We start from the raw sequence: 25,562 nt of genomic DNA on the forward strand, positions 1-25,562 counted from the left end.
AGCCGGGACCCGGGACTCGGGACTCGGGACTCGGAAAGCGGGTTCGCGAGCACCGGCGGATCTTTCTGGAACCCAGGGAGTTCCTACCGGTGCTGACGCAGATTGGGGGAAATGACATGGCAGCGCCTTACCGAGTCCCGGGTCCCGAGTCCCGAGTCCCGGCTCTATCCAGCAACCACTGCGACAACAACCCCACCGGCCGTCCGGTCGCCATGCCGCGCTTGCCTTCGTCGCTGGCGACGCCGGCGATGTCCAGGTGCGCCCAGCGCTGGCCTTCGGTGAAGCGCGACAGGAAGCAGCCGGCGGTGATCGCGCCGGCCCAGCGGCCGCCGATGTTGTAGACGTCGGCGAAGCTGGAATCGAGCAGGCCCTGGTATTCGTCCCACAGCGGCAGGCGCCAGGCGCGGTCGAACACGTGCTCGCCGGCGGCCAGCAGTTCCTCGGCCAGGTCGTCGTGCTTGCTCATCAGGCCGGCGGTCTGGTGGCCGAGGGCGACCATGCAGGCGCCGGTGAGGGTGGCCACGTCGATCAGCGCCTCGGGGTTGAAGCGCTCGGCGTAGGTCAGCGCGTCGCACAGGATCAGGCGGCCTTCGGCGTCGGTGTTGCCGACCTCGATGGTCTTGCCTGACATGCTGGTGATCACGTCGGAGGGGCGGTAGGCGTCGCCGTCGATCGCGTTCTCCACCGCTGGTACCACCACCACCAGGTTCAGCGGCAGGCGCGCGGTCGCCGCGGCGACGAAGGTGCCGATGACGTTGGCGCCGCCGCACATGTCGTACTTCATCTCCTCGATGCCGCCCTGGGTCTTCAGGTTGACGCCGCCGGTATCGAAGGTGATGCCCTTGCCCACCAGCACGTAGGGCTTGGCGTCGCCGCCGCCGTTCCACTTCAGCACCAGCAGCCGCGGGCGGTTGGCCGAGCCGCGCGCCACCGCCAGCAGCGAGCCCATGCCCAGTTCCTGCATCTGCGTTTCGTCCAGGATCTCGGCCTCGGCGCCGTCGATGCCGTGGGCGAAGGCCGCGGCGGTCTCGGCCAGGTAGGCCGGGGTGCACAGGTTCGGCGGCAGGTTGCCGAGCTCGCGGGCGAATTTCACGCCGGCGGCGATGGCCTGGCCCTGGGCCAGCGCGGTGGCGTCCTCGCCGAGCACGGCCAGGCTGGCCAGGCCGCTGTCGTCGGGCTTCTTCTTGCCCAGCGTGGCGGTATAGCGGTAGCAGGCGTGGTCGCTGGCGATCACCGCCTGGCGGATCGCCCAGGCCTGGTCGCGGCCCTTGACCTCCAGTTCGGATAGGGTGAACAGCGCCTTGGCCGCCGGCCCGCTCTTCAGCGCGCGCGCCGCGTCGCCGACCGCCTTCAGGTACTGCGGCACGCCGAACTTGGCGGCCTCGCCCAGGCCGACCACCAGCACGCGCGGCGCGCTCACCCCCGGCAGGTCGTGCAGCAGCGCGGTGGCGCCGGTCTTGCCGCTGACGTCGCCGCGGCCGGCCAGGGCCGTCAGGCGTCCGCCGCTGGCCGCATCCAGGGCCTGGGCGGCGGGCGACAGGCGCTTGTCGGCGAACACGCCGACGACGATGCAATCGAACGCCGCGGTAGCCGGGGCGTCGTGGTTCAGGGTGAATTCCAGGGCCATTGATCAGATTCCGTTGGCAAATCCGTACAATCGCGGGCTGTTTACGTCCAGCCGGGTTAGGCTGGATCCGCCGCGAACGAATCCGAGAGTTTAAATCAACCCACCCTCATGCCGAAGCTCGATCGATACCTGCTGCGCGATTTCATCCAGAGCTTCTTGGCGACCCTCATCGTGTTGCTGGTGGTCAGCGTCGGCGGCGTGCTGGTCGACGTCCTGGGCAACATCGCCGACGGCCGCATCCCGGCCAAGCTGCTGTTCTCCCAGCTCGGCCTGCAGTTCGTGGTGTACCTGCCGCTGATCCTGCCGCTGGCGCTGATGCTGGGCCTGCTGCTGGCGCTGGCGCGGCTGTACCGCGACTCGGAGATGGCGGTGATCACCGCCATCGGCGTCGGCCCGCGGCGCCTGCTGCGGCCGATCCTGATGCTGGTGGTGCCGGTGGTGACCCTGGTCGGGCTGTGCTCGCTGTGGCTGGGCCCCTGGGCCGACCGCACCTCCGACCGGCTGATCGACGAGGCCAACCGCAGCCTGCTGATGGCGGGGCTGGAGGCCGGGCGCTTCACCACGCTGTCCGACGGCGGCATCGTCTACATCAGCACCCTGTCCGGCGACGGCACCAAGCTGGGCAAGGTGTTCATGCAGCGGCAGAAGGACGGCCGCCTGGACGTGGTCACCGCGCAACGCGGCGCGATGTTCTTCGAGGGCAGGGCCGACCGCTACCTGCGCCTGGAGGACGGCTACCGCATCGAGGGCCCGCTGGCCGGCGACGACATGGACTACCGGCTGATGCGCTACGCCAGCAACGACGTGGCCTTGCCGGACCGCGACGAAGCGCGCAAGGACGACGATCCGGAACTGCTGACCACCGCGCAGCTGATCGGCGACCCGCGGCCGCAGGCCAATGCGCAGCTGCACGCGCGCATCGCCCCGCCGCTGCTGGCGCTGGCGTTCGCGCTGCTGACCCTGCCGCTGTCGCGCAGCTCGCCGCGGCAGCAGCGCTACGGCCGGATCATGCTGGCGTTCCTGGCCTACCTGGTCGGCACCAACCTGATGTTCATCGGCACCCAGTGGCTGAACGCCGACAAGCTGCCGCGCGCGCTGGGCCTGTGGTGGCTGACCCTGCCGCTGCTGGCGCTGGCGGTGTGGAGCTACCTGCGCGACGGCCGCCTGTCGCGGCCGCGGAGGCAGTCCGCATGAAGCTGCGCCCGCACCTGCACGACCTCTACGTCGGCCGCGCCGTGCTCGGCACCGTCCTGCTGACCTGGGCGGTGCTGCTCGGCCTCGACGTGATCATGGCCTTGTCCAACGAATTCAAGGACATCGGCAAGGGCAGCTACAGCCTCGGCCACGCCGTGGCGTATGTCGCCTACACCGTGCCGCGGCGCGCCTACACGCTGTTCCCGACCGGTGCGGTGATCGGCGTGCTGATGGGCCTGGGGCAGCTGGCGGCGACCTCCGAACTGACCGCGCTGCGCGCGCTGGGCCTGTCGCGGCGGCGGCTGAGCGTGGCCGCCGCGGCGACCATGGCGGTGCTGACCGTGGCGATGGTGTTCAGCGGCGAGACCCTGGCGCCGTGGGCGCAGAACCAGGCCGATGCGATCAAGGCCAACGCCAAGTACAACGGCAACATGAGCATGGCCCGCTACTCCGGGCTGTGGGCGCGCGAAGGCGACACCTTCCTCAATGCGCAGAGCGGCGAAGAGCATCTGGAAGGCACCGGCGGCACCTGGCTGGAGCTGCGCGACGTGCGCCTGTACACGCTGGACCAGGCCGGGCGGCTGGCCTCGCTGACCCATGCCACCACCGCCGAGCATCGCGACAGCGGCTGGACCCTGAAGCAGGTCTACCGCGACACCTTCGCCGAGCGTTCGGTGCAGCGCGAGAAGTTCGACAGCCTGCCGTGGGCGTCGCAGCTGGACGCCGCCGCGCTGGCCTCGGGCCTGGCCAAGCCGCGCAACCTGTCGGCGCACGAGCTGCACACCAGCATCGAGTACCGGCGCCGTAACGGCCTGGACGCGCGCGACTACGAGGACCAGTACTGGAGCCGCTGGTTCTATCCGCTCAACGTGCTGGCGTTGTGCTTCGCCGCCATTCCGTTCGCGTTCGGCGCCCTGCGCAGCGGCGGCATGGGCAAGCGCCTGTTCCTGGGCATCCTGTTCGCGCTGGTGTTCTGGCTGCTGCAGCTGTTCTTCGGGCGCATGGCCGGCGCATTGAAGTTCGACTACCGCATCGCCTACGCGCTGCCGCCGCTGGTGATGCTGACCGTGTCGTGGCTGCTGTTCCGCAAACGCAGCAATTGAGGCGATGCGCCGGTTGAGTCCGCTCGGCGTGGGCTTGTGCCTGCTGTATGCAGTGCCGACCGCGTTGTGCGTGTGGGCTGCCCAGGGTGCCGACGACAAAGGGCATTTTGTGCTGTTGCAACTGCCGTTGACCCCGCAGTTGCTGTTGCTGGATGCGCTCGGGGGCGACACCTGGTTGCGCGGCATGTCCTGGGTTGCCAGCTACTTATTGCTGGTACCGCCACTGTTGCTATTGCTGTATTTGTCGGGCCATGGACTGGAGGCAATGTTGCGCCGCGCCGCCGTGCGCCTTGTGCGTCCGGACTGAGCGGAGCGCCTTGCGTAGCAGTGGTAGTGAAACGGAACAGGTTCGCCGCGCGTTTCGTGCGCCAAGGTCAGGGCTGTCGCTTCGGAAGTCGAACCAACCGTGTTCCGCTGGCGCGGTCGTGCCACGTCAACCGCTCGCGATCCACCAGCGCCCACCAGAATCCCAGCCCGCCCAGCAGCAGCGACAGCGTGCCGACCAGATAGCGCCGCCACAACGCGCCCCAGGACGGCGTGCCGCCATCGGCGCCGTGCAGGCGCAGCCGCCACGGGCGCATGCCCAGGGTCTGGCCGCCGCGGCGCCAGCTCAGCGTGGCGTACAAGCCGGCCACCAGCCAGCAGCACAGCCACAGCAGCCACTGCAGGGCGCTGAACGGCGCGATGTTCTCGCGCGGCGCATGCCCTTCGAGCGTATAGCCCAGGGTGAACAGCGCCGAGATCATGAACCACAGCGCCATTACCGGCCACGCATCGTAGAACAGCGCCAGCAGCCGCCACGGCAGCAGCGCACGGGGACGGGAAGCGGTGGCGGTGGACGCGGCGGCGGTCATCGCCACAGCTTAGCGGCAGCGCCACCGGCGCGTCACCGGCCAGCATCGTCACCGCCTTGCGCCGCGCAAAGTCCGCGCTAGGCTTTTCCCGAGTCCCGAGTCCCGAGTCCCGAGTCCCGAGTCCCGAGTCCCGAGTCCCGTAAGCTCTCCCAATGCCCGACCTCCACACCCCCGCCGAACGCCGCCAACAGGCACAACGGCTCGCCCCGCTGCGCGATGCCGATGCCGTCGCGATCCAGCAGTTCCTGGACGTGGCCTGGGCCGAGCAGGGCCTGGCGCGGCAGAGCCTGGACAGCTACCGGCGCGACCTGGAGGGCTTCGCGCGCTGGCGCGACGGGGCCGGCGGCGGACTGCCGGGGGCCGATCGCCAGGCCTTGTTCGACTATCTGGCCTGGCGCGCCCGGATGGGCTACTCGCAGCGCAGCAACGCGCGCTGGCTGTCGTCGCTGCGCGCGTTCTTCGCCTTGCGCCTGCGCCGCGGCGAGCGCAGCGACGATCCGACCGCGCTGCTGGATCCGCCCAAGCTGCCGCGCTCATTGCCCAAGGCGCTGGCCGAGAGCCAGATCGAGGCGTTGCTGGCGACGCCGGACGACGCCGACCCGGCCGGGCTGCGCGACCGCGCGATGCTCGAACTGATGTACGCGGCCGGGCTGCGCGTCAGCGAGCTGGTCAACCTGCCGGCGAACGCGGTGAACCTGCGCCAGGGCGTGCTGCGGGTCACCGGCAAGGGCAGCAAGGAGCGCCTGGTGCCGCTGGGCGAGGAGTCGCAGCACTGGCTGCAGCGCTATCTGGACACGGCGCGGCCGGCGCTGGCGGCGGGGCAGGCGGTGCCGGCCAGCGACGGCATCGTGCCGATGTTCATCGATGCGGCGCGGCGCCCGCTGAGCCGGCAGCAGTTCTGGGGCCTGGTCAAGCGCTATGCGGCGCTGGCCGGCATCGATCCGGTGCTGGTCAGCCCGCACGGCCTGCGCCACAGCTTCGCCACCCATCTGCTCAACCGCGGCGCCGACCTGCGTGCGCTGCAGATGCTGCTCGGCCACAGCTCGCTGTCGACCACCCAGATCTACACCCTGGTCGCGCGCGAACACCTGCAGAAACTGCACAGCAAGCACCATCCGCGCGGCTAAGCCGCGTGGCGCGTTGCGCCGCCGCCACGCCGTGGCCATGACCTCACTCCTGCCGAATCGGATCGATTTGAACGTCCTTGCTGCCATCGCGTCGCAGGCCCGCTCCAGCGCCTGGCCCGTCCTGTTCCTGCTCGCCGCGAGCAGCGCTGTCGCCGCGCCGGTCGCATCCGGCGACAGCCCCTGGCAACTGGCCGCGGCGTCCTCCGCGCTCGACGCGCAGGCGCCGGCGGTGCGCCGCCGCGAGGACCTGCTGTTCTGGTCGCTGGCCGATGGCCGGCGCGAACCGGCCGCGGTCGCGCACCTGCTGGTCGAAGCGCCGTACGCGCAGGTGCAGGCGGCGGTGCAGGCGACGCTGCAGGCGCAGGACGGGGTCGAGGAACGCAGCGCCGCGTCCGAACTGGCGTACCTGCCGGACGACTGGGACGAGGTCCTGCTGTCGCGGCGCGCCGACCTGCGTGCGCTGTTGGTCGCGCAGGTCACCGCGCCGATGCTGGAGGCGGCGGTCGCGCAGGGCGCGCTGACTGCGGGCGAGGCGCAGCTGCGGCTGCAACGGGCGCACCGGCGCACGCAGTGGGCGCCGCAGGATCGGCATGCGCTGGCCGCGTTCCGCGATGCGCACTATCCGCAATACTGCGCCACGCGCAGCGAACGCCAGGGCCGTGGTGGTGGCCTGGAGACCACGCTGTGCGTGTTCGACGTCTCCGCCGCGTTCGGCACCGCGGCCACCGCGCTGCGCATCGAGCGTACCGACACCTACGCCAATCCCGAGCACAGCGTGCTCAAGACGCTCTCCCACATCGATCCGTTCGGCCCGTCGCCGCCACCGCGCCAGTTGCGCCAGCGCGTGGTGCCGGCGGCGTTGTTCCAGGGCGTGCGCGCGGCGATCGCGGCGAGCGCGCCACAGGCGGCGCTGCATGTCGCCGCCTCGCCGCTGGCGTGGACATTGCCGGCTGCGCCATTGCCGCCCGCGCCGCCCGTCGCCTTCGTGGCGGCCGGCAATGGCGTTGCGCCGGTGCCCGTCGAGGCGCTGCCGTGGGACGCGCTCGTCGGCATGGCCGCGGCGACGAACGGCGCGCGCTACCCGCAGGACCTGCTGGCGCTGCCCGACGGCGACCTGCTGCTCAGCGTGCAGGTCCTGGGCGGCCCCGCCAGCGGCACCCGGCTGTGGCGGCTGCATCGCGACGGCGAGCAGTGGCAGGCGGCGCTCGTCTGGCAGGGCGAGGAGGGCGCGCGCCGGCTGATGGCGGACGCGCAGGGCGGCAGCGTGTGGTTCCGGGCCAAGGCCGCCGGCGACGAGGACGAGGTGCTGCACGTCTACGACGTCGCCACGCGTCAGCTGCGCCGCCATGCCGTTGCCGGCGACGCGGCGGACGACCGCGGCTACGCCCGCTGGGAGCTGGATGCGGCGCAGCGCCCGGCCTATTTCGCGCACCACAGCGACGCCGCCGGTGCCGGCGCGTTCGGCAGCGGGCGCTTCACGATGAGTACGCCGGCCACGCCGCCACCTAGCGATGGCCTCTGGACCTTCGCGCGCGCCTTCGCCGCGCCGCGGCAGGCGCTGATGGACGGCGCGAGCAAGGGCAACGCACAGCTGTGGCCGGTGCGGCTGCGCGATCCGCGTGCGCTGTGGGTGGAGGACGCCGAGGGGCTGGCCGAACTGGATCCGGGCAGCGGCCGCGTATTGCGCGCGTTCGCGCTGCCGCAGCGCTTCGGCGTGCCGGATCCGTTTGACGCCAGCGGCGTGGCGCAGTGGGTGCCGACGCCGCTGGGCTCGCTGCAGGGCGGCTGGATCGCCACCGGCTTCGTGCTGCTGCTGGACCCGCACGGCACGTCGCCGCCGCGCTTCGCGCCGGCGGCGGGCGGCGGCGAGCGCTTCGTCGGCATGCACGTGGTCGACCTGCGCGACGGCCGGGTGCGGCTGTCGGCGCTGCTCGGCCGGGCCGAGACGCTCAAGGCCGCGGCGCGCTCGGCCAATGGACGGCTGCTGGCGCTGGGCAGCGACGCGCCCGGCGGCGGCCTGCAGGTGGCGGTGTGGCCGCTCGCCGCGACGCGTCCCCCGCTGCCGCTGGCGGCGCCGGCGCGCGCCGGGCTGGCGACGCTGGCGTTCGCATGGAACGGGCAGGCGCTGTGGGCCCTGACCGATCGCGGCCTGCTGCGCTGGGCGCTGCCGGCCGCGCTGCACGATCCGGCCGCTGCCGGCGCCTACCCGGAGCATTCCACCGACTGAGCGCGCGCCCAGCGGCGCGCGGCTGTCTACACGAGGCGGTCGAAGCGGTATGCGACAATCCGGCCGATTCGTCGCTCCCATGGATAGCCAATGCTCCGTATTGCCTTTAGCGCGCTGTTGGGCGCCGCCAGCCTTTCCGCCTGCGCGCAGCCGGCCGCGCCGCCGTCCAAGAGCGCCACGGCCGCGGCCGCCAAGCCTGCCGCCGCGACCGCTCCTGCCGGTGCTCCGGGCGAACAGCGCGTGCGTGCGGCGCTGTTGCAGCTGGACCCGAACTTCAAGCCCGACTTCATCGGCGCCGCGCCATTCCCGGGCTTCCGCGAAGTGGTGGTCGGCGGGCAGGTGCTGTACGTGTCCGACGACGGCCGCTACCTGTTCCAGGCGCAGCCGTTCGACATCCAGGAAAAGCAGTTCGCCTCCAGCGAGGGCCTGCTGAGCTACCGCCGCAAGCTGCTGGAATCGGCGCCGCGCACCGAGCGCATCGTGTTCGCGCCGGCCAACCCGAAGTACACCATCAGCGTGTTCACCGATATCGAATGCGGCTACTGCCGCAAGCTGCACAGCGAGATCGCCGAGCTCAACAAGCAGGGCATCGCGGTGGAGTACCTGGCGTTCCCGCGCATGGGCCTGGGCAGCCAGGACTACAAGGACATGGTCGCGGTGTGGTGCGCGGCCGACAAGAAGAAGGCGCTGACCGACGCCAAGGCCAGTGGCAAGGTGCCCGGCGCGGCCAGCTGCAAGAACCCCGTCACCATGCAGTACAACCTGGGCCAGCGCCTGGGCGTCAACGGCACCCCGGCGATCTTCGCCCCGGACGGCACCCAGCTCGGCGGCTACCTGCCGCCGGCGCAGCTGCGCGAGGCGTTGGACAAGCGCGCGGCCGAGGCGGGTCGGGCGGGCGGGAGTCGCTGAGGTTGCCGGGACCGGGGACCGGGGACCGGGGACCCGGAAAAGCAGGTGTGCCGCGGCTGAGAGTCTGCTGTGCCATGCAGTGAAGCCGGCTATCTCTCCCGGTTTGTTTTTTACGTGAACCCTGCCGCCGGCGGGGTTCATGCTTTCCCGGTCCCCGGTCCCCGGTCCCCGGTCCCCGGTCCCCGCGGTCCCGGCTACAATAGCCAGCCCGTTTCCTCACACGGTTCCCCGGACATGATCGTCCTCGAGGGCGCTTCCGCCCTTTCGCCGTTCCGCCGCGCTCGGCTCGAAACCCGCCTGCAATCCGTCGTCCCCGGTCTGCGCATCGCCGGCGCCTGGCACGTCTACTTCATCGACAGCGACGCCGACGCCGCGGTGGATACCGCCACCGCGCAACGCATCCTGCAGGCGCAGGACGCGCCGATCGCCGCCGAGGCCGGCACCTGCTCGCGCTACGTGGTGCCGCGGCTGGGCACGCGCTCGCCGTGGTCGAGCAAGGCCACCGAACTGGTACGCGGCGCTGGCCTGGCGATCCGCCGCGTGGAGCGCGGCACCCGCCTGGACCTGGCCGGCTGGCCGCAGGACGCGATCCAGCAGGCGGCGCTGGCCAAGCTGCTGCACGACCCGATGACCCAGTCGCTGCTGGACAGCGCGACCCAGGCGCAGGCGCTGTTCCAGGCGCCGGCGCGCGGCGACGTCGAGCGCATCGCGCTGGACCAGCTGGAAGCGGCCAACGCGCGGCTGGGCCTGGCCCTGGCCCAGGACGAGATCGACTACCTGCGCCAGCGCTTCGGCGAACTCGGCCGCGATCCGGCCGACGTCGAACTGATGATGTTCGCGCAGGCCAATTCCGAGCACTGCCGGCACAAGATCTTCAACGCCAGCTGGAGCATCGACGGCAAGGAGCAGGAACGCTCGCTGTTCCGGATGATCAAGCACACCCACCAGCAGACCCCGCAGCACACGCTCAGCGCGTACAGCGACAACGCCGCGGTGGTGGAAGGGCATCCGGCCGCGCGCTACCGCCCGGATCCGGCCAGCGGCGAATACCGCAGCGAGCCGGTGACGCCGTCGGCGTTCTGCATCAAGGTCGAGACCCACAACCACCCGACCGCGATCGCGCCGTTCCCGGGCGCCTCCACCGGCGCCGGCGGCGAGATCCGCGACGAGGGCGCCACCGGCCGCGGCGGCAAGCCCAAGGCCGGCCTGACCGGTTTCAGCGTCTCGCACCTGCGCATCCCCACGCTGCCGCAGCCGTGGGAGGGCGAGCGCCCGTTGAACCCGCGCATGGCCCCGGCGCTGGAGATCATGCTCGAGGCCCCGCTCGGCGGCGCCGCGTTCAACAACGAATTCGGCCGGCCCAACCTGCTCGGCTATTTCCGCAGCTTCGAACTGCCCGAGGCGCAGGATCTGACCCGCGCCTACGACAAGCCGATCATGCTCGCCGGCGGCCTCGGCGCGATCGACCGCATCCAGGTCGAGAAGATCCGCCTGCAGCCCGGCGATGCGGTGATCGTGCTCGGCGGCCCGGCGATGCTGATCGGCCTGGGCGGCGGCGCGGCCAGTTCGGTGGCCTCCGGCGACAGCGCCGAGGACCTGGATTTCGCCAGCGTGCAGCGCGACAACCCGGAGATGGAGCGGCGCGTGCAGGAGGTCATCGACCGCTGCGTGGCGCTGGGCACCGACAACCCGATCCGCTGGTTCCACGACGTCGGCGCCGGCGGGCTGTCCAACGCCATTCCCGAGTTGCTGCACGACTCCAGCGTGGGCGGCATCATCGACCTGGACCGCGTGCCCAGCGACGACCCGTCGCTGTCGCCGATGCAGCTGTGGTGCAACGAATCGCAGGAACGCTACGTGCTCGGCGTGCCGCAGGCGCGCCTGGCCGAATTCGCCGCGATCTGCGAACGCGAGCGCTGCCCGTTCGCCGCGGTCGGCGTGGCCACTGCCGAAGAACGGCTGGTGGTGGGATATGGGGTGCTCGGGACTCGGGACTCGGGACTCGGGACTCGGATGGAGCAAATGCAGGCGGCAAGCACGCTGCATGCGTCGACCGTCGATCTTGCAGTTCCCGCTGAACCCGCTTCTGCCGAGTCCCGAGTCCCGAGTCCCGAGTCCCGCCAGCACCCCATCGATTTACCCATGGACGTGCTGTTCGGCAAAGCCCCGAAGATGCACCGCGATGCGCGGCAGCCGCCGGCGCCGCGCTGGCCGGAGCTAGACACCGACACGCTGGACCTGCGCCAAGCCGGGTTGCGCGTGCTGGCGCATCCGGCGGTGGCGGCCAAGAGCTTCCTGGTCACCATCGGCGACCGCAGCGTCGGCGGGCTGACCGCGCGCGAGCAGATGATCGGCCCGTGGCAGCTGCCGCTGGCCGATTGCGCGATCACCCTGGCCGGGTTCGATACGTACGCCGGCGAAGCGATGGCGATCGGCGAGCGCACCCCGCTGGCGCTGCTCGATGCCGCCGCCGCGGCGCGCATGGCGGTCGGCGAAGCGATCACCAACCTGTGCGCGGCGCCGGTCGAGGCGCTGGCCCAGGTCAAGCTGTCGGCGAACTGGATGGCCGCGGCCAACCACGCCGGCGAGGACGCGCGGCTGTACGCCGCGGTCAAGGCCGTGGGCATGGAACTGTGCCCGCAGCTGGAGCTGAGCATTCCGGTCGGCAAGGATTCGTTGTCGATGCAGGCGCAGTGGAATGTGGCCGGGACTCGGGACCGAGTGGTCGGGACCGGGGACCGGGGACCGGGGACCGGGGAGGAGCAAGAGCAGGATGCCCGCGATCCCGCCGTCGCCGATCCTGCCGCTGTTCCGGGTCCCTGGTCCCGGGTCCCCGGTCCCGGCTCCACCACACACAAAAGCGTTTCCCCCGTCTCCCTCATCGTCTCCGCGTTCGCCCCGGTGGCCGATGCGCGCACCCAGCTGACGCCGTTGCTGGCGCGCGAGGCCGACAGCGAGTTGTGGCTGATCGGGCTGGGCGGCGGCAAGCAGCGCCTGGGCGGGTCGGTGCTGGCGCAGGTGCATGCCGAAGGCGGCTTGCCGGCGTTCGGCGGGCCGGTGCCTGACCTGGACGATGCGCAGCGGTTGCGCGCGTTCTTCGAACTGATCCGCGATGCGCGCGCGGCTGGGCTGCTGCTGGCCTACCACGACCGCAGCGACGGCGGTGCCTTCGCAACCCTGTGCGAAATGGCCTTCGCCTCGCGCCAGGGCCTGGAGATCAACCTCGACGCCTGGGGCGACGATCCGTTCCGCAGCCTGTTCAACGAGGAACTGGGCGCGGTGGTGCAGATCGCCAAGGAAGACCGCGCCGCGTTCGCCGACCTGGTCGAGCGCCATGCGCTGACCGAATGCGCGCAGCGCATCGCCCGTCCCAGCACCGCCGCGGTGGTACGCGTGGGGCTAGCCGGCAAGACCCTGGTCGAATGGCGCTGGGAGGAGCTGTTCGATGCGTGGTGGTCGGTGAGCCATGCCCTGCAAAAGCTGCGCGACAACCCCGACAGCGCCGATGAGGAACGCGCCGTGGCGCGCGATTTCGCCGCGCCTGGCCTGAAGCCGAAGCTGGCGTTCGACCCGGCCGAGGATGTGGGCGCGCCGTTCGTCGCCAGCGGCCAGCGGCCGAAGGTGGCGATCCTGCGCGAGCAGGGCGTCAACGGCCAGATCGAGATGGCCAATGCGTTCGAGCGCGCCGGCTTCCGCGCCTTCGACGTGCACATGAGCGACCTGATCGCCGGCCGCGTGGACCTGGCCGATTTCGTCGGCCTGGCCGCCTGCGGCGGCTTCAGCTACGGCGACGTGCTCGGCGCCGGCCGCGGCTGGGCCACCTCGATCCTGGAGCGGCCCGCCTTGCGCGACGCGTTCGCGGCGTTCTTCGCGCGCCCGGACACCTTCGCGCTGGGCGTGTGCAACGGCTGCCAGATGCTGAGCCAGCTCAAGGACATCATCCCCGGTGCCGAGCATTGGCCGCGCTTCCTGCGCAACCGCAGCGAGCAGTTCGAGGCGCGCACCAGCCTGCTGGAAGTGGTGGAGTCGCCGTCGATCTTCCTGCGCGGCATGGCCGGCTCGCGGATCCCGGTGGCGGTGGCGCACGGCGAAGGCCGCGCCGAGTTCGACACTGCCGTCGACCAGGCCGCCGCGCGCGTGGCGCTGCGCTTCGTCGATGGCAACGGCGAGGTCGCGCAGCGCTATCCGCTGAACCCGAACGGCTCGCCCGACGGCATCACTGGCCTGACCAGCGACGACGGCCGGGTGACGATCCTGATGCCGCATCCGGAGCGCACCCAGCGCACGCTCAACCTCAGCTGGCACCCCGAGGGCTGGCCCGACGATTCGCCGTGGCTGCGCATGTTCCGCAACGCGCGGGTGTGGGTGGGCTGAGCACGCGCCTGCCGCGTCCGCCGTTGGCGGGCGCGGCGGCATGCTGCAAGCGGGCACGCCTTGCGCCGCCCCGGCGCATGATCCGTTGCGGCGCGTGCGCTGCACCGTGTCGGCCGGCGGCTGATTCCAGCCCTGTGGGAGCGATTTTCCCTTGTGGGAGCGACTTCAGTCGCGACGAACCGACCCGGAAAACGTAGCGGCATCGGCGTCGGTGCACTCACCTCCACGAGCCGCTTCGCGCCCGGACCCTCACCCCAACCCCTCTCCCGGTGGGAGAGGGGCTAACGGCTGTTCCCTTCTCCCACCGGGAAAGCAGGCGCGGCTGTTCCCTTCTCCCCTCGGGAGAAGGTGCCCCGCAGGGGCGGATGAGGGTACGGGCGAAGCCTCGTGCACCCGACTCAGCGAGTCGCTTCGCGCCGGACCCTCACCCCAACCCCTCTCCCGGTGGGAGAGGGGCTAACGGCTGCTCCCTTCTCCCATCGGGAAAGGCAGGCGCGGCTGTTCCCTTCTCCCCTCGGGAGAAGGTGCCCCGCAGGGGCGGATGAGGTATGGGCGAAGCCTCGCGCACCCAACTCAGCGAGTCGCTTCGCGCCGGACCCTCACCCCAACCCCTCTCCCGGAGGGAGAGGGGCTGACGGCTGCTCCCTTCTCCCATCGGGAAAGGCAGGCGCGGCTGTTCCCTTCTCCCCTCGGGAGAAGGTGCCCCGCAGGGGCGGATGAGGGTACGGGCGAAGCCTCGCGCACCCGACTCAGCGAGCCGCTTCGCGCCGGACCCTCACCCCAACCCCTCTCCCGGAGGGAGAGGGGCTGACGGCCTTTCCCTTCTCCCATCGGGAAAGGCAGGCGCGGCTGTTCCCTTCTCCCCTCGGGAGAAGGTGCCCCGCAGGGGCGGATGAGGGTCCGGGCGAAGCCTCGCGCACCCGACTCAGCGAGCCGCTTCGCGCCGGACCCTCACCCCAACCCCTCTCCCGGTGGGAGAGGGGCTGACGGCCTTTCCCTTCTCCCATCGGGAAAGGCAGGCGCGGCTGTTCCCTTCTCCCCTCGGGAGAAGGTGCCCCGCAGGGGCGGATGAGGGTCCGGGCGAAGCCTCGCGCACCCGACTCAGCGAGCCGCTTCGCGCCGGACCCTCACCCCAACCCCTCTCCCGGTGGGAGAGGGGCTGACGGCTGCTCCCTTCTCCCCTCGGGAAAGGCAGGGCGCGGCTGTTCCCTTCTCCCCTCGGGAGAAGGTGCCCCGCAGGGGCGGATGAGGGTACGGGCGAAGCCTCGCGCACCCAACTCAGCGAGCCGCTTCGCGCCGGACCCTCACCCCAACCCCTCTCCCGGTGGGAGAGGGGCGCCAGCGCCCGCCGCCGCCGTCCAACGACCGCGTTCTGCGCAGTTGCGCTTGTGCACGGCCGCACGCAAGCGGCTTTCGGCATCGGCAGCACCCTCGTCTGGCCGCGGGCTCGCCGGCACGTCGATCCACGTCAAACCCTTGGCGCAGCAGCGGCTCGCATGACTGCTGCGTGTCAACGTTCGGCAAGTGTTGTGCCGAGAATTTGGCGGAATGTCTTGTTTTGATTGAATTTTATCTAAAAATTAACAATTAAGTCGCAAATGTGGGACTTCCATCCCGTGTTATGTGGTTTCAAGTCAAAAACTTGACGTACTCAAGATACGGGGTTAACACTCCAGACAGTTCCGCATTTCATCTCAGTTCATCAACGAAAACGAGTTGCGACAGGCGCAAGCCTTTCGCGCCCTGGGGTACCAGGGAGACATGCGGCGCCAAATACCGACAGGGGGTCGGCCGGCTGGAATGCCGGGCGAGGGTGGCTTTTTGACCAAAAACCAGCCTATTTGAGGAGCAGCAGTCGATGAATCGGATTTATCGCAAGGTCTGGAACAAGGCGTTGGGGATGTGGACCGTGGCCTCGGAACTGGCCAGCGGCGATTCCCGCGGACAGCTGGTCCGCGAAGGCAGGGCAGGACGCGCGCAGGGCCTGGCCCTGTCGGCCGCGATCGCCATGGCGCTGGGCGCCGGCACCGCGGTCCTGCCCTCGGCCGCGCAAGCGCAGGCGCTGCAGATCGGCGACGGCGCCAGCGCCAGCGGCGACTACGCCACCGCGGTCGGCGCCGAGAGCAACGCCAGCGGCGAACAGAGCACCGCGACCGGCGCGGCCAGCAACGCCAGCGGCGACGGCAGCGTGGCCAGCGGCACGCTCAGCGAAGCGACCGGCCTGGAATCCACCGCGCTCGGCTACTACAGCACCGCCAGCGGTACCGGCGCGACCGCGCTCGGCGCCGAGAGCATCGCCAACGGCGTCGCCACCGCGGCGGTCGGCCTGGCCGCCAGCGCCGACGCCGACTACGCCACCGCCATCGGCGGTTTCGCCACCGCGACCGGCCGCAACAGCACCGCGCTGGGCAACGCCGCCGTGGCGCAGGGCGAGAACAGCGTGGCGCTGGGCGCCGACGCGCTCGCCGATCGCGACAACAGCGTCTCGGTCGGCAGCGCCGGCAACGAGCGCCAGATCACCAACGTCGCCGCCGGCACCGAGGCTACCGATGCGGTCAACGTGGCGCAGCTGGACGCGGTCAAGCAGACCGCCGACACCACCGCCAAGTATTTCCAGTCCAGCGGAAGCGCCGACAGCGACGCCGGCGCCTATGTCGAAGGCGACAACGCGCTGGCCGCCGGCGAAGGCGCCAACGCGATCGGCAACGGCAGCAGCGCGCTCGGCAGCGGCGCTACCACCCAGGGCGGCAACGCCACCGCGGTCGGCAGCAACGCCACCGCCGTGGGCGCTTCGGCGACCGCGGTCGGCGGTGCGCTGTCGATCGTCGACGAAGACGGCGAGGTGGTGCTGGAAGGCACCACCAGCGCCACCGCACAGGGCGCCAGCGCGTTCGGCGCCGGCGCGCAGGGCAATGGCGCGTTCTCCACCGCGCTGGGCACCGCCGCGCGCGCCGACGGCGTGCAGAGCACAGCCACCGGTTTCTCCGCCGAAGCTGCCGGTCTGGCGAGCACCGCGAACGGCGGCTTCAGCCAGGCCGGCGGCGATTTCGCCTCCGCCTTCGGCTACGGCGCCAATGCCAGCGGCGGCAGCGCCGTGGCGGTGGGCGAGTCGAGCCTGGCCAGCGGCGAATCAAGCACCGCGGTCGGCGGCAGCGTGCTCGGCTTTTTCACCACCGAGGCGCAGGGCGAAGGCGGCTCGGCGTTCGGCGCCGGCGCCTGGGCCAACGGCGCGTTCTCCACCTCGATCGGCTGGCTGAGTTCGGCCGACGGCGACTCCAGCACCGCGCTCGGTGGCGCCTCCTGGGCGCAGGCCGAGGACTCCACCGCGCTGGGCTACGGCGCCAAGGCAGGGGCCGCCGGCAGCGTCGCGCTCGGCCAGGGTTCCACCGCCGATCGCGCCGACACGGTCTCGGTCGGCAGCGCCGGCAACGAACGCCAGATCGCCAATGTCGCCGCCGGTACCGAGGGCACCGATGCGGTGAACCTGGACCAGCTCGCTGCGGTCGCCGACGTCGCCGACACCACCGCGCGCCTGTTCTCGGCCAACGGCGAGGGCAGCGCGCTGGCGCAGGGCGAGGAGGCCACCGCCTCCGGTTCCAACGCATCGGCCGACGGCGACTACGCCACCGCGCTCGGTTCCAGCAGTTTCGCAGGCGGCATCGCCGCCTCGGCGGTCGGCAGCGGCGCGGTGGCCAACGGCCAGAACGCCAGCGCGCTCGGCGCCAACGCCACCGCCGACGGCGAGTCGGCGACCGCGATCGGCGGCGTCGCCACGGTCTACGAATACGACGAGGACGGCTTCATCGTCGGCAGCCGCGAGCAGACCACCCAGGCGCTGGGCACTGCGGCCACGGCGGTCGGCGGCGGCGCGCAGGCGCTGGACGCGCTGAGCACCGCGGTCGGCACCGGCAGCTCCGCCAGCGGCGTGCAGAGCACCGCGCTGGGCTACCACGCGCAGACCTTCCAGGACGGCGCCACCGCGGTCGGCGGCCTGTCCGAAGTATCCGGTGCGCTGGGCACGGCGGTGGGCTACGGTTCGCGCGCCGCGGGCGACTACGCCACCGCGACCGGCATCGGCGCGCGCGCGACCGCGACCAGCACCGTGGCGATGGGCATGAATGCGCTGGCCAGCGGTACCGACAGCGTCGCCATCGGCGGCGTCAGCACGGCCGCCGAAAGCGCCGGCAACAGCGTCGGCATCGCCGCCGCGACCGGGGTCGGCGGCGTCGCCCTGGGCGCGGGCGCGCAGAGCCAGGGCAACTACGCCATCGCGCTGGGCTACAACGCCAACGTGTTCCCGAGCCTGGATAATGATGCCGTCGACTCGGTGGCGATCGGCCACAGCGCCGGTTCGTTCGCGCCGCATACCGTTTCGCTGGGCGGCTATGCGCTGTCCGCGGGCGAGGGCGGGGTGGCGATCGGTCACGAGTCCACCGCGTGGACCGCCAACAGCGTCGCTCTCGGCACCGGTTCGGTGTCCTCGATGTTCCACGACAGCAGCACCGCGATCGGCGCCAACAGCGCGGCCAACGGCACCGACGCGACCGCGATCGGCTACGGCGCGCGGGTCAGCAGCTGGCTCGAGGACGCGCAGAACCGCTCCGCGTCCAGTGCGGTCGCGCTCGGCGCGTATTCCTACGCGGACCGCGACAACAGCGTGTCGGTCGGCGACGTCGGCAACGGCCTGACCCGGCAGATCACCAGCGTCGCCGCCGGCACGGAAGCCACCGATGCGGTCAACGTCGCGCAGCTGCAGGAGGCGGGCAAGTACCTGCAGGCCAGCGGCGGCAACAGCGACGCCGGCGCCTATGTCGAAGGCGACGATGCGCTGGCCGCGGGCGAGGCGGCCAATGCCATCGGCAACGGCAGCACCGCGCTCGGCGGCGGTGCTGCTGCGGTGAGCAGCGGCGCCACCGCGGTGGGCAGCGGTGCCGTGGCGGCAGGGCAGAACAGCGCCGCGTTCGGCACCAATGCGCAGGCCACCGGCCCGGCGGCCGTGGCCGTGGGCGGGGTGGCGGTGGACGAGAACGGCGATCCGCTGATCACCAACGGCGGCGTGGCCGTGGACACCGGCGCGACCAGCGCCGGCGTCGGCGGCACCGCGCTGGGCGCCAGCGCCGATGCCGGCGGCTTCGCCGCCTCGGCGGTGGGCGTGGGCGCCTATGCCGGCGGCGCGCAGGCGTCGGCGTTCGGCGCGGTGGCCAATGCCACCGGCGACTACGCCACCGCGGTCGGCACGCAGAGCGCGGCGACCGGCACCAGCAGCGTCGCCGTGGGCGGCCCGGCCGACCTGATCCCGGGCCTGGGCCTGTTCGTGCAGACCCAGGCCAGCGGGCAGAGCGCGGCGGCGTTCGGCGCCGGCGCGATCGCCTCGGGCGACTTCAGCGTCGCCAACGGCAGCCTCAGCGAGGCCTCCGGCCTGGAGAGCACGGCGCTGGGCTACTTCGCCTATGCGCCGGGCGCCTTCGCCAGCGCGCTCGGCGCCGAGTCCTGGGCCAGCGGCGCCAACAGCACCGCGCTCGGCTACTACAGCACCGCGCTCGCCGCCGACAGCGTGGCGCTGGGTTCCAACTCGGTCGCGCGCCGCGCCAACACCGTCTCGGTCGGCGATGCCGGCAGCGAGCGGCAGATCGTCAACGTCGCCGCCGGCAGCCAGGCCACCGACGCGGTCAACGTGGCGCAGCTGGATGCGGTGCGCACCACCGCCGAGACCACCGCCAAGTTCTTCACCACCGACGGCACCGGCACGGTCGGCGCTTATGCCGACGGCGAAGGCGCGGTCGCGGCGGGCGATGCGGCCAATGCCTACGGCAGCGGTGCGGCCGCCTATGGCAGCGGCGCCGCGGCGATCGGCGACGATGCGCTCGCGCTGGGCAACGGCAGCGCCGCCGGCGGCGCCGGCAGCACCGCCATCGGCGGCCAGGGCCAGGCGTTCGACCAGTACAACCAGCCGATCACCGATGCCGACGGCAATGCGCAGATGATCGGCGCCAACGCCGGCGAGAACGCCACCGCGCTCGGCGCCGGCGCGCAGGCCACCGGGGCGCAGGCCACCGCCACCGGCTACGGCGCGCAGGCCACCGGCGACCACAGCACCGCCGGCGGTTTCAAGGCGCGCGCGACCGGCGACTACAGCCTGGCGCAGGGCGACAACGCCTGGGCCAGCGGCGACGACGCCACCGCCAGCGGCGCCTATGCCTGGGCCACGGCGGACGGCGCCTCGGCGTTCGGCGCCTCGGCCTGGGCGACCGGCACCAATGCCTCGGCATTCGGCACCGGCGCGTGGGCCAGCGGCAACGGCGCCACCTCGATCGGCTTCAACAGCTGGGCACCGGGCCTCAGCGCCACCGCGGTGGGTCGCGGCGCGTTCGGCTACGGCAACTACAGCGTGGCGATGGGCTTCCAGGCGCTGGGCAACCAGGTCAACACGATCGCCCTGGGCACCAACACCCTGGCCGACGCGGAAAGCGCGGTGGCGATCGGCGCCGGCAGCGAGGCGACCGCGTCCAACGCCGTGGCGCTGGGCGCAGGGGCCGTGGCCGATCGCGCCTACAGCGTGTCGGTGGGCAGCGCCGGCAACGAGCGCCAGATCACCAACGTCGCCGCCGGCACCGAGGCCACCGATGCGGTCAACGTCGCGCAGCTGGACGCGGTCAAGCAGGCGGCGGAAACCACCAGCAAGTACTTCCAGGCCAGCGGCAGCGACGACAGCGATGCCGGTGCGCTGGTGGAAGGCGACAACGCGCTGGCCGCCGGCGAGGCGGCCAATGCGATCGGCGACGGCAGCACCGCCTTGGGCGGCGGCGCCAATGCGCTGGCCGCCGGCGCCACCGCGATCGGCTTCAATGCGGTGTCCAGCGGCAGCGATGCAGTCGCGCTCGGCAGCGACAGCCAGGCGTTGGGCCAGGACAGCATCGCCATCGGCAACGGCGCGTTGGCCAGCGAGATCGGCGCCACCGCGAGCGGTGCCGGTGCGCAGGCCAGCGGTACCTACTCCACCGCCAGCGGCAGCGAAGCCGTGGCCTCGGACAACCAGGCCACCGCGACCGGTTTCCGCAGCAGCGCTTCCAACATCGGCGCCACAGCGCTCGGCGGCTACAGCGAGGCCACCGGCTACCTGTCCTCGGCGCTGGGCTACGGCGCGCTCGCCAGCGGCGACTACGGCACCGCGGTCGGTGTCGGCGCGGCCGCTTCGGGCACCGGCAGCGTGGCGCTGGGCGAGTCCAGCGTGGCGTCCGGCGAGGAAAGCGTCGCCGTCGGCGGCACCTCGTTCTTCGGGCTGATTCCGGCCGAAGCCTCGGGCGCCAATTCCGCCGCGTTCGGCGCCGGCGCCGGCGCCACCGCCGACTTCAGCACCGCCATCGGCAGCCTGAGCTACGCCAGCGCGGAGGATTCCAGCGCCTTCGGCTACGGCGCCTACGCCTCCGGCAGCAACAGCGTGGCCCTGGGCGCACTGTCCGAGGCCGAGCGCGACAACACCGTATCGGTCGGCAGCGCCGGCAGCGAGCGGCAGATCACCAACGTGGCCGCGGGCACCGAGGACACCGACGCGGTCAACGTCGCGCAGCTGGACGAGGTCAAGCAGTCCGCCGATGCGACCGGCAAGCAGTTCAAGGCCAGCGGCGGCGGCGACCCGGCCGACGACGTCGGCAGCTATGTCGAGGGCACCTACGCCACCGCCGCCGGCGAGGCGGCCAACGCCTACGGCACCGGCGCCTCGGCGTTCGGCAGCGGCGCGCTGGCCGGTGCGCAGTACGCCACCGCCTCCGGCTACAACGCCACCGCCACCGGCGAGTCCAGCACCGCCATCGGCGGTTCGCTGTACTACACCGACGACGCCGGCAACGTGCTGCTCGACGGCACCACCACCGCCAGCGAAGTCGGCGCCACCGCACTGGGCGCGGGCGCGCAGGCCACCGCCGCGTTCAGCAGCGCCAGCGGCGCCGGGGCCACGGCCGCCGGCCTGCAGTCCACCGCCACCGGCTACAAGAGCGAGGCGGCGACCGACTACAGCACCGCGGTCGGCGCGTTCAGCAGCGCCAGCGGCACCCGCACCAGCGCGTTCGGCTATGGCGCCGAAGCGTCGGGCAGCAACGCCTCGGCGCTGGGCTGGGGCAGCACCGCGTCCGGTGCCTACGCCTCGGCGCTGGGCCACAGCGCGCGCGCCACCGGCGAGGACGCCACCGCGCTCGGCGCCTCGGCCTGGGCCACGGCGGCGCAGACCACCGCGGTGGGCCAGTTCGCCTGGGCCACCGTGCAGGGCGGCACTGCGATCGGCCAGGACGCCTACGCCTACAGCGGCATCAACGCCACCGCGCTGGGTACCAGCGCCTGGGCCAACGGCGCCAACAGCGTCGCGCTGGGTGCCGGTACGCGCGCCAGCGAGGCCAACGTGGTGTCGGTGGGTGGCGGCAACGGCGTCAGTGGTCCGGCCACGCGCCGCATCACCAACGTCGGCGCAGCGATCAACGCCACCGATGCGGTGAACAAGACCCAGCTCGATGCGGTGGCCGCGGCCGCCGGCGAGACCAGCGCCAGCTTCCAGAGCTCGGGCAGCGGCGTGGCCAGCGCCAGCGGCGTGAACAGCACCGCGGCCGGGGCCGGGGCCGTCGCCAGCGGCCTGCGCAGCAGTGCGTTGGGCGTGGGCAGCGTCGCCAGCGGCGCCGGCACCACCGCAGCGGGCGCCGGCAGTTCGGCGAGCGGTGCGCGCAGCACCGCGGTCGGCCTGCAGACCAATGCGATCGGCGAGAACGGGGTGGCGCTGGGCTACAACAGCTTCGTCCGCAACAGCGGCAGCAACGGCGTGGCGATCGGCGCCAACGCCGGCGTGTCGGCCGACAATGCGGTCGCGCTCGGCGCCGGCTCGCGCGTCTACGAGGCCGACACGGTGTCGCTGGGCAGCGGCAACGGCCGCGGCGGCCCGGCCACCCGGCGCATCGTCAACCTGACCGCGGGCAGCGTCGCCGCGGGCAGCACCGAGGCGATCAACGGCAGCCAGCTGTACCAGTCGCTGAGCAACATGGCCACGTTCCTGGGCGGCGGTGCCGGCCTCGGCGCGCAGGGCCTGTTCGTGGCGCCGACCTACGTGATCCAGGGCGCCAGCTACAGCAACGTCGGCGACGCGCTGGCGGCGCTGGACGGCAAGGTCAGCGAGCTGGATGCGCGCGGCGCCGGCACCGCCAGCGTGTCGCGCAATGCGCGGGTCGCCAGCGTGGCGGCGGTCGCCGAACCAGAGTCGGCGCAGGCCACCGCGCAGGCGGTGTCCGAGCCGGCGGCGGTATCCGGCGCCGCGTCCACCGCGCAGGTCGGCGAGGCGGTCGTGGCAGATGCCGGCAACGGCGCCACCGCGGTCGGCACGGCGGCGCGCGCCAACGACGTCACCGGCACCGCGATCGGCGGCAGCGCCTATGCGCACGGTCCCAACGACACCGCGATCGGCAGCAACGCCAAGGTCAACGCCGACGGCAGCACCGCGGTGGGCGCCAACAGCCACATCGCCGCGGTGGCGACCAATGCGGTGGCGATGGGCGAGGGCGCCAGCGTCACCGCGGCCTCGGGCACCGCGCTGGGCCAGGGCGCCAGCGCCACGGCGCAGGGGGCGGTGGCGCTGGGCCAGGGCTCGGTCGCCGACCGCGCCAACACGGTGTCGGTGGGCAGCGCCGGCAACGAGCGCCAGGTCGCCAACGTCGCCGCCGGCACCCAGGCCACCGATGCGGTCAACAAGAGCCAGCTGGACAGCGGCGTGGCCACGGCCAAGTCGTACACCGACACGCGCTTCAACACGATGGCCGACAGCTTCGACGTGCTGCGCGGCGACGTCGATGCGCGGTTGCGCGATCAGGATCGCCGCATCGACCGGCAGGGCGCGATGAGCGCGGCGATGCTCAACATGGCCACCAGCGCTGCGGGCATCCGCACCCAGAACCGGGTCGGTGCCGGCGTCGGTTTCCAGAACGGCGAATCGGCGCTGTCGGTGGGCTACCAGCGCGCCTTCAGCGATCGCGCCACGGTGACCATCGGCGGCGCGTTCAGCGGCGACGACAGCTCGGTCGGCATCGGCGCCGGCTTCGGCTGGTGAGCCATCGCGGACGGCGGCAGCTGCCGCCGTCCGCCAAGACATGGCCTGAGGGGGCAGACCAAAGGACCTTGGCTGGGCCGGCCAACGGATTCGGGAAAAAGGAGTTTTTTACGGCCGCAACTGTCGCCTGATCCATGAAACTTTGAAGAGGACGTCAACGTGATCGACAAGCAAAATCTTCGTATCAATGCCATCGCCGCCGCCATGCTGATGATGTCGATGGGGGCCTCCAGCGCGTTCGCGGTTGGCGCCGCGTCGCAGCTGCCGGTCAAGGAGCCGAGCAAGTCCGCTCCGGCCGACGCGCAGACTTCCAGCCGCATCGTGGTGCGCTACAACGCCGGCAGCGCCGCGGCCAGCGACCGCAGCGCCAAGCTGTCGGCGGTGCAATCGGCGGTGACCCGCGCCAGCCTCGGCGGCGGCAACGGCATCTCCCGCGCCGCGGCCGCCAGCGTGCGCGCCGAATACGTGCGCACCCTGGGCGTGGGCGCGGACCTGATCCGCCTGTCGGGCAAGCTGAGCAAGGCCGACGTGGACAAGGTGGTCGCGGAAATCGCCGCCGATCCGGCGGTCAAGTACGCGCAGGTCGACGTCAAGCTGCAGGCCGTCGAACTGCCCAGGGCGAAGCTGGAACAGCCGCAGCTGGTGCCCAACGATCCGCTGTACGCACAGTACCAGTGGCACCTGAGCAATCCCACCGGCGGCATCAATTCGCCGGCCGCGTGGGACGTGTCCAAGGGCGACGGCGTGGTCGTCGCGGTGCTGGATACCGGCATCCTGCCGAACCATCCGGACGTGGCGGTGAACCTGCTGCAGGGCTACGACTTCATCTCCGATGCGGAGACCTCGCGGCGTCCGACCGACGCGCGGGTGCCCGGCGCGCTGGACTACGGCGACTGGGTCGAGAACGACAACGAGTGCTACGCCGGTTCGCTGGCCGAGGACAGCTCCTGGCACGGCAGCCATGTCGCCGGCACGGTCGCCGAGGCCACCAACAACGGCGTCGGCATGGCCGGCGTCGCGCCGGAAGCCACGGTGCTGCCGGTGCGCGTGCTCGGCAAGTGCGGCGGCTATCTGTCCGACATCGCCGACGCGATCACCTGGGCGTCCGGCGGCACCGTCACCGGCATCCCGGCCAACGCCAATCCGGCCGAGATCATCAACATGAGCCTGGGCGGCAGCGGCACCTGCGACGCGCTGTACCAGGATGCGATCAACGGTGCGGTGGCGCGCGGCACCACGGTGGTGGTGGCGGCCGGCAACAGCGCCGGCAATGCCTCCAACTTCCGCCCGGCCAGCTGCGCCAACGTGATCGCGGTCGGCGCCACGCGCATCACCGGCGGCATCGCCTACTACTCCAACTATGGCACGGCGGTGGATCTGTCCGGTCCGGGCGGCGGCGGCAGCGTCGACGGCAACCCGGGCGGCTTCGTCTGGCAGAACGGCTACAACGGCGCGACCACGCCGACCTCCGGCGCCTACACCTATATGGGCATGGGCGGCACCTCGATGGCCTCGCCGCACGTGGCGGCGGTGGCCGCCCTGGTGCAGAGCGCGGTGATCGCCGCCGGCAACGCGCCGCTGACCCCGGCCGCGCTGGAGACCCTGCTGAAGCAGACCGCGCGCCCGTTCCCGGTGTCGATCCCGACCAGCACCCCGATCGGCACCGGCATCGTCGACGCCAAGGCCGCGCTGGACAAGGCGCTGGAAGTGCCGTGCGATCCGGAAACCGAGGAGTGCGCACCGCCGGCGACGGCGTTGACCAACAAGGTCGCGGTGTCCGGCTTGACCGGCGCGGCGGGCAACGAGGTGCTGTACAGCTTCGACGCCGAGGCCGGCGCGGTGCTGAGCTTCCTCACCTACGGCGGCAGCGGCAACGTGTCGCTGTACGTGAGCTTCGACAAGGAGCCCACCAGCAGCAGCTACGACGCCAAGTCGGCCCGTCCCGGCAACAACGAGACGGTGCGCTTCACTGCGCCGAAGGCCGGCACCTACTACATCAAGCTGGTCGGCACGTCGGGCTACAGCGGCGTCAGCCTGGTCGCCCGCCAGTAAGGATGCGACGCACGGCG

Annotated in this window: 11 protein-coding genes; 9 read left to right on the forward strand and 2 right to left on the reverse strand. The window is 71.9% G+C overall.

Annotation, left to right across the window (positions count from 1 at the left end):
* Positions 1-127: 127 nt before the first annotated feature.
* The gene (locus NUG20_RS04155) at positions 128-1,627 is read right to left on the reverse strand and encodes a leucyl aminopeptidase (RefSeq protein ID WP_263397191.1); all 1,500 of its coding nucleotides are present in this window, start codon (positions 1,625-1,627) and stop codon (positions 128-130) included.
* A 108-nt stretch (positions 1,628-1,735) separates the two neighbouring features.
* On the opposite strand from NUG20_RS04155, the gene lptF reads away from it, so the two are divergent.
* From lptF to NUG20_RS04170, 3 genes are read left to right on the forward strand one after another with little or no spacing between them, the layout of a single operon-like run.
* Positions 1,736-2,821: an LPS export ABC transporter permease LptF gene (gene lptF, locus NUG20_RS04160; RefSeq protein WP_263397192.1), complete on the forward strand. Its 1,086-nt coding sequence runs from the start codon at positions 1,736-1,738 to the stop codon at positions 2,819-2,821.
* Positions 2,818-3,924 carry an LPS export ABC transporter permease LptG gene (lptG, locus tag NUG20_RS04165; RefSeq protein WP_263397193.1) on the forward strand — a complete coding sequence of 369 codons (1,107 nt, stop codon included), beginning with the start codon at positions 2,818-2,820 and terminating at the stop codon, positions 3,922-3,924. The genes lptF and lptG overlap by 4 nt, the downstream gene beginning before the upstream one ends.
* A 4-nt stretch (positions 3,925-3,928) precedes the next feature.
* Positions 3,929-4,231, forward strand: a complete 303-nt coding sequence (locus tag NUG20_RS04170; protein WP_263397194.1) for a hypothetical protein — start codon at positions 3,929-3,931, stop codon at positions 4,229-4,231.
* Between the two features lie 67 nt (positions 4,232-4,298).
* Here NUG20_RS04170 and NUG20_RS04175 read toward each other — a convergent pair whose 3' ends face one another.
* Positions 4,299-4,778, reverse strand: coding sequence for an RDD family protein (locus NUG20_RS04175; protein WP_263397195.1), 480 nt, complete (start codon positions 4,776-4,778; stop codon positions 4,299-4,301).
* A 152-nt stretch (positions 4,779-4,930) separates the two neighbouring features.
* Between NUG20_RS04175 and xerD the strand changes: the two genes are divergently transcribed.
* From xerD to NUG20_RS04205, 6 genes are all read left to right on the forward strand, one after another.
* Positions 4,931-5,905 (forward strand): site-specific tyrosine recombinase XerD, encoded by a 975-nt coding sequence (gene xerD / locus NUG20_RS04180; RefSeq protein ID WP_263397196.1) that lies wholly within the window; start codon positions 4,931-4,933, stop codon positions 5,903-5,905.
* A 67-nt stretch (positions 5,906-5,972) separates the two neighbouring features.
* Positions 5,973-8,132, forward strand: coding sequence for a hypothetical protein (locus tag NUG20_RS04185; RefSeq protein ID WP_263397197.1), 2,160 nt, complete (start codon positions 5,973-5,975; stop codon positions 8,130-8,132).
* A gap of 90 nt (positions 8,133-8,222) precedes the next feature.
* Complete coding sequence (locus NUG20_RS04190) at positions 8,223-9,041, forward strand: DsbC family protein (RefSeq protein ID WP_263397198.1); 819 nt, start codon at positions 8,223-8,225, stop codon at positions 9,039-9,041.
* Positions 9,042-9,275: 234 nt separating this feature from the next.
* The gene (gene purL, locus NUG20_RS04195) at positions 9,276-13,415 is read left to right on the forward strand and encodes a phosphoribosylformylglycinamidine synthase (protein WP_263397199.1); all 4,140 of its coding nucleotides are present in this window, start codon (positions 9,276-9,278) and stop codon (positions 13,413-13,415) included.
* A gap of 1,858 nt (positions 13,416-15,273) precedes the next feature.
* The gene (locus tag NUG20_RS04200; RefSeq protein ID WP_263397200.1) at positions 15,274-23,493 is read left to right on the forward strand and encodes an ESPR-type extended signal peptide-containing protein; all 8,220 of its coding nucleotides are present in this window, start codon (positions 15,274-15,276) and stop codon (positions 23,491-23,493) included.
* A 159-nt stretch (positions 23,494-23,652) separates the two neighbouring features.
* Positions 23,653-25,545, forward strand: a complete 1,893-nt coding sequence (locus NUG20_RS04205; RefSeq protein ID WP_263397201.1) for a S8 family peptidase — start codon at positions 23,653-23,655, stop codon at positions 25,543-25,545.
* Positions 25,546-25,562: the final 17 nt, after the last annotated feature.

This window comes from Xanthomonas sp. CFBP 8443 (assembly GCF_025666195.1).
Lineage (GTDB): Bacteria > Pseudomonadota > Gammaproteobacteria > Xanthomonadales > Xanthomonadaceae > Xanthomonas_A.

What these genes read in the sequence shown, in the direction of transcription:
- xerD (WP_263397196.1), top strand. Translation starts at nt 4,931, where the DNA reads ATGCCCGACCTCCACACCCCCGCCGAACGCCGCCAACAGGCACAACGG.
- NUG20_RS04190 (WP_263397198.1), top strand. Translation starts at nt 8,223, where the DNA reads ATGCTCCGTATTGCCTTTAGCGCGCTGTTGGGCGCCGCCAGCCTTTCC.
- lptF (WP_263397192.1), top strand. Translation starts at nt 1,736, where the DNA reads ATGCCGAAGCTCGATCGATACCTGCTGCGCGATTTCATCCAGAGCTTC.
- NUG20_RS04175 (WP_263397195.1), bottom strand. Translation starts at nt 4,778, where the DNA reads ATGACCGCCGCCGCGTCCACCGCCACCGCTTCCCGTCCCCGTGCGCTG.
- NUG20_RS04200 (WP_263397200.1), top strand. Translation starts at nt 15,274, where the DNA reads ATGAATCGGATTTATCGCAAGGTCTGGAACAAGGCGTTGGGGATGTGG.
- purL (WP_263397199.1), top strand. Translation starts at nt 9,276, where the DNA reads ATGATCGTCCTCGAGGGCGCTTCCGCCCTTTCGCCGTTCCGCCGCGCT.
- NUG20_RS04155 (WP_263397191.1), bottom strand. Translation starts at nt 1,627, where the DNA reads ATGGCCCTGGAATTCACCCTGAACCACGACGCCCCGGCTACCGCGGCG.
- NUG20_RS04170 (WP_263397194.1), top strand. Translation starts at nt 3,929, where the DNA reads ATGCGCCGGTTGAGTCCGCTCGGCGTGGGCTTGTGCCTGCTGTATGCA.
- lptG (WP_263397193.1), top strand. Translation starts at nt 2,818, where the DNA reads ATGAAGCTGCGCCCGCACCTGCACGACCTCTACGTCGGCCGCGCCGTG.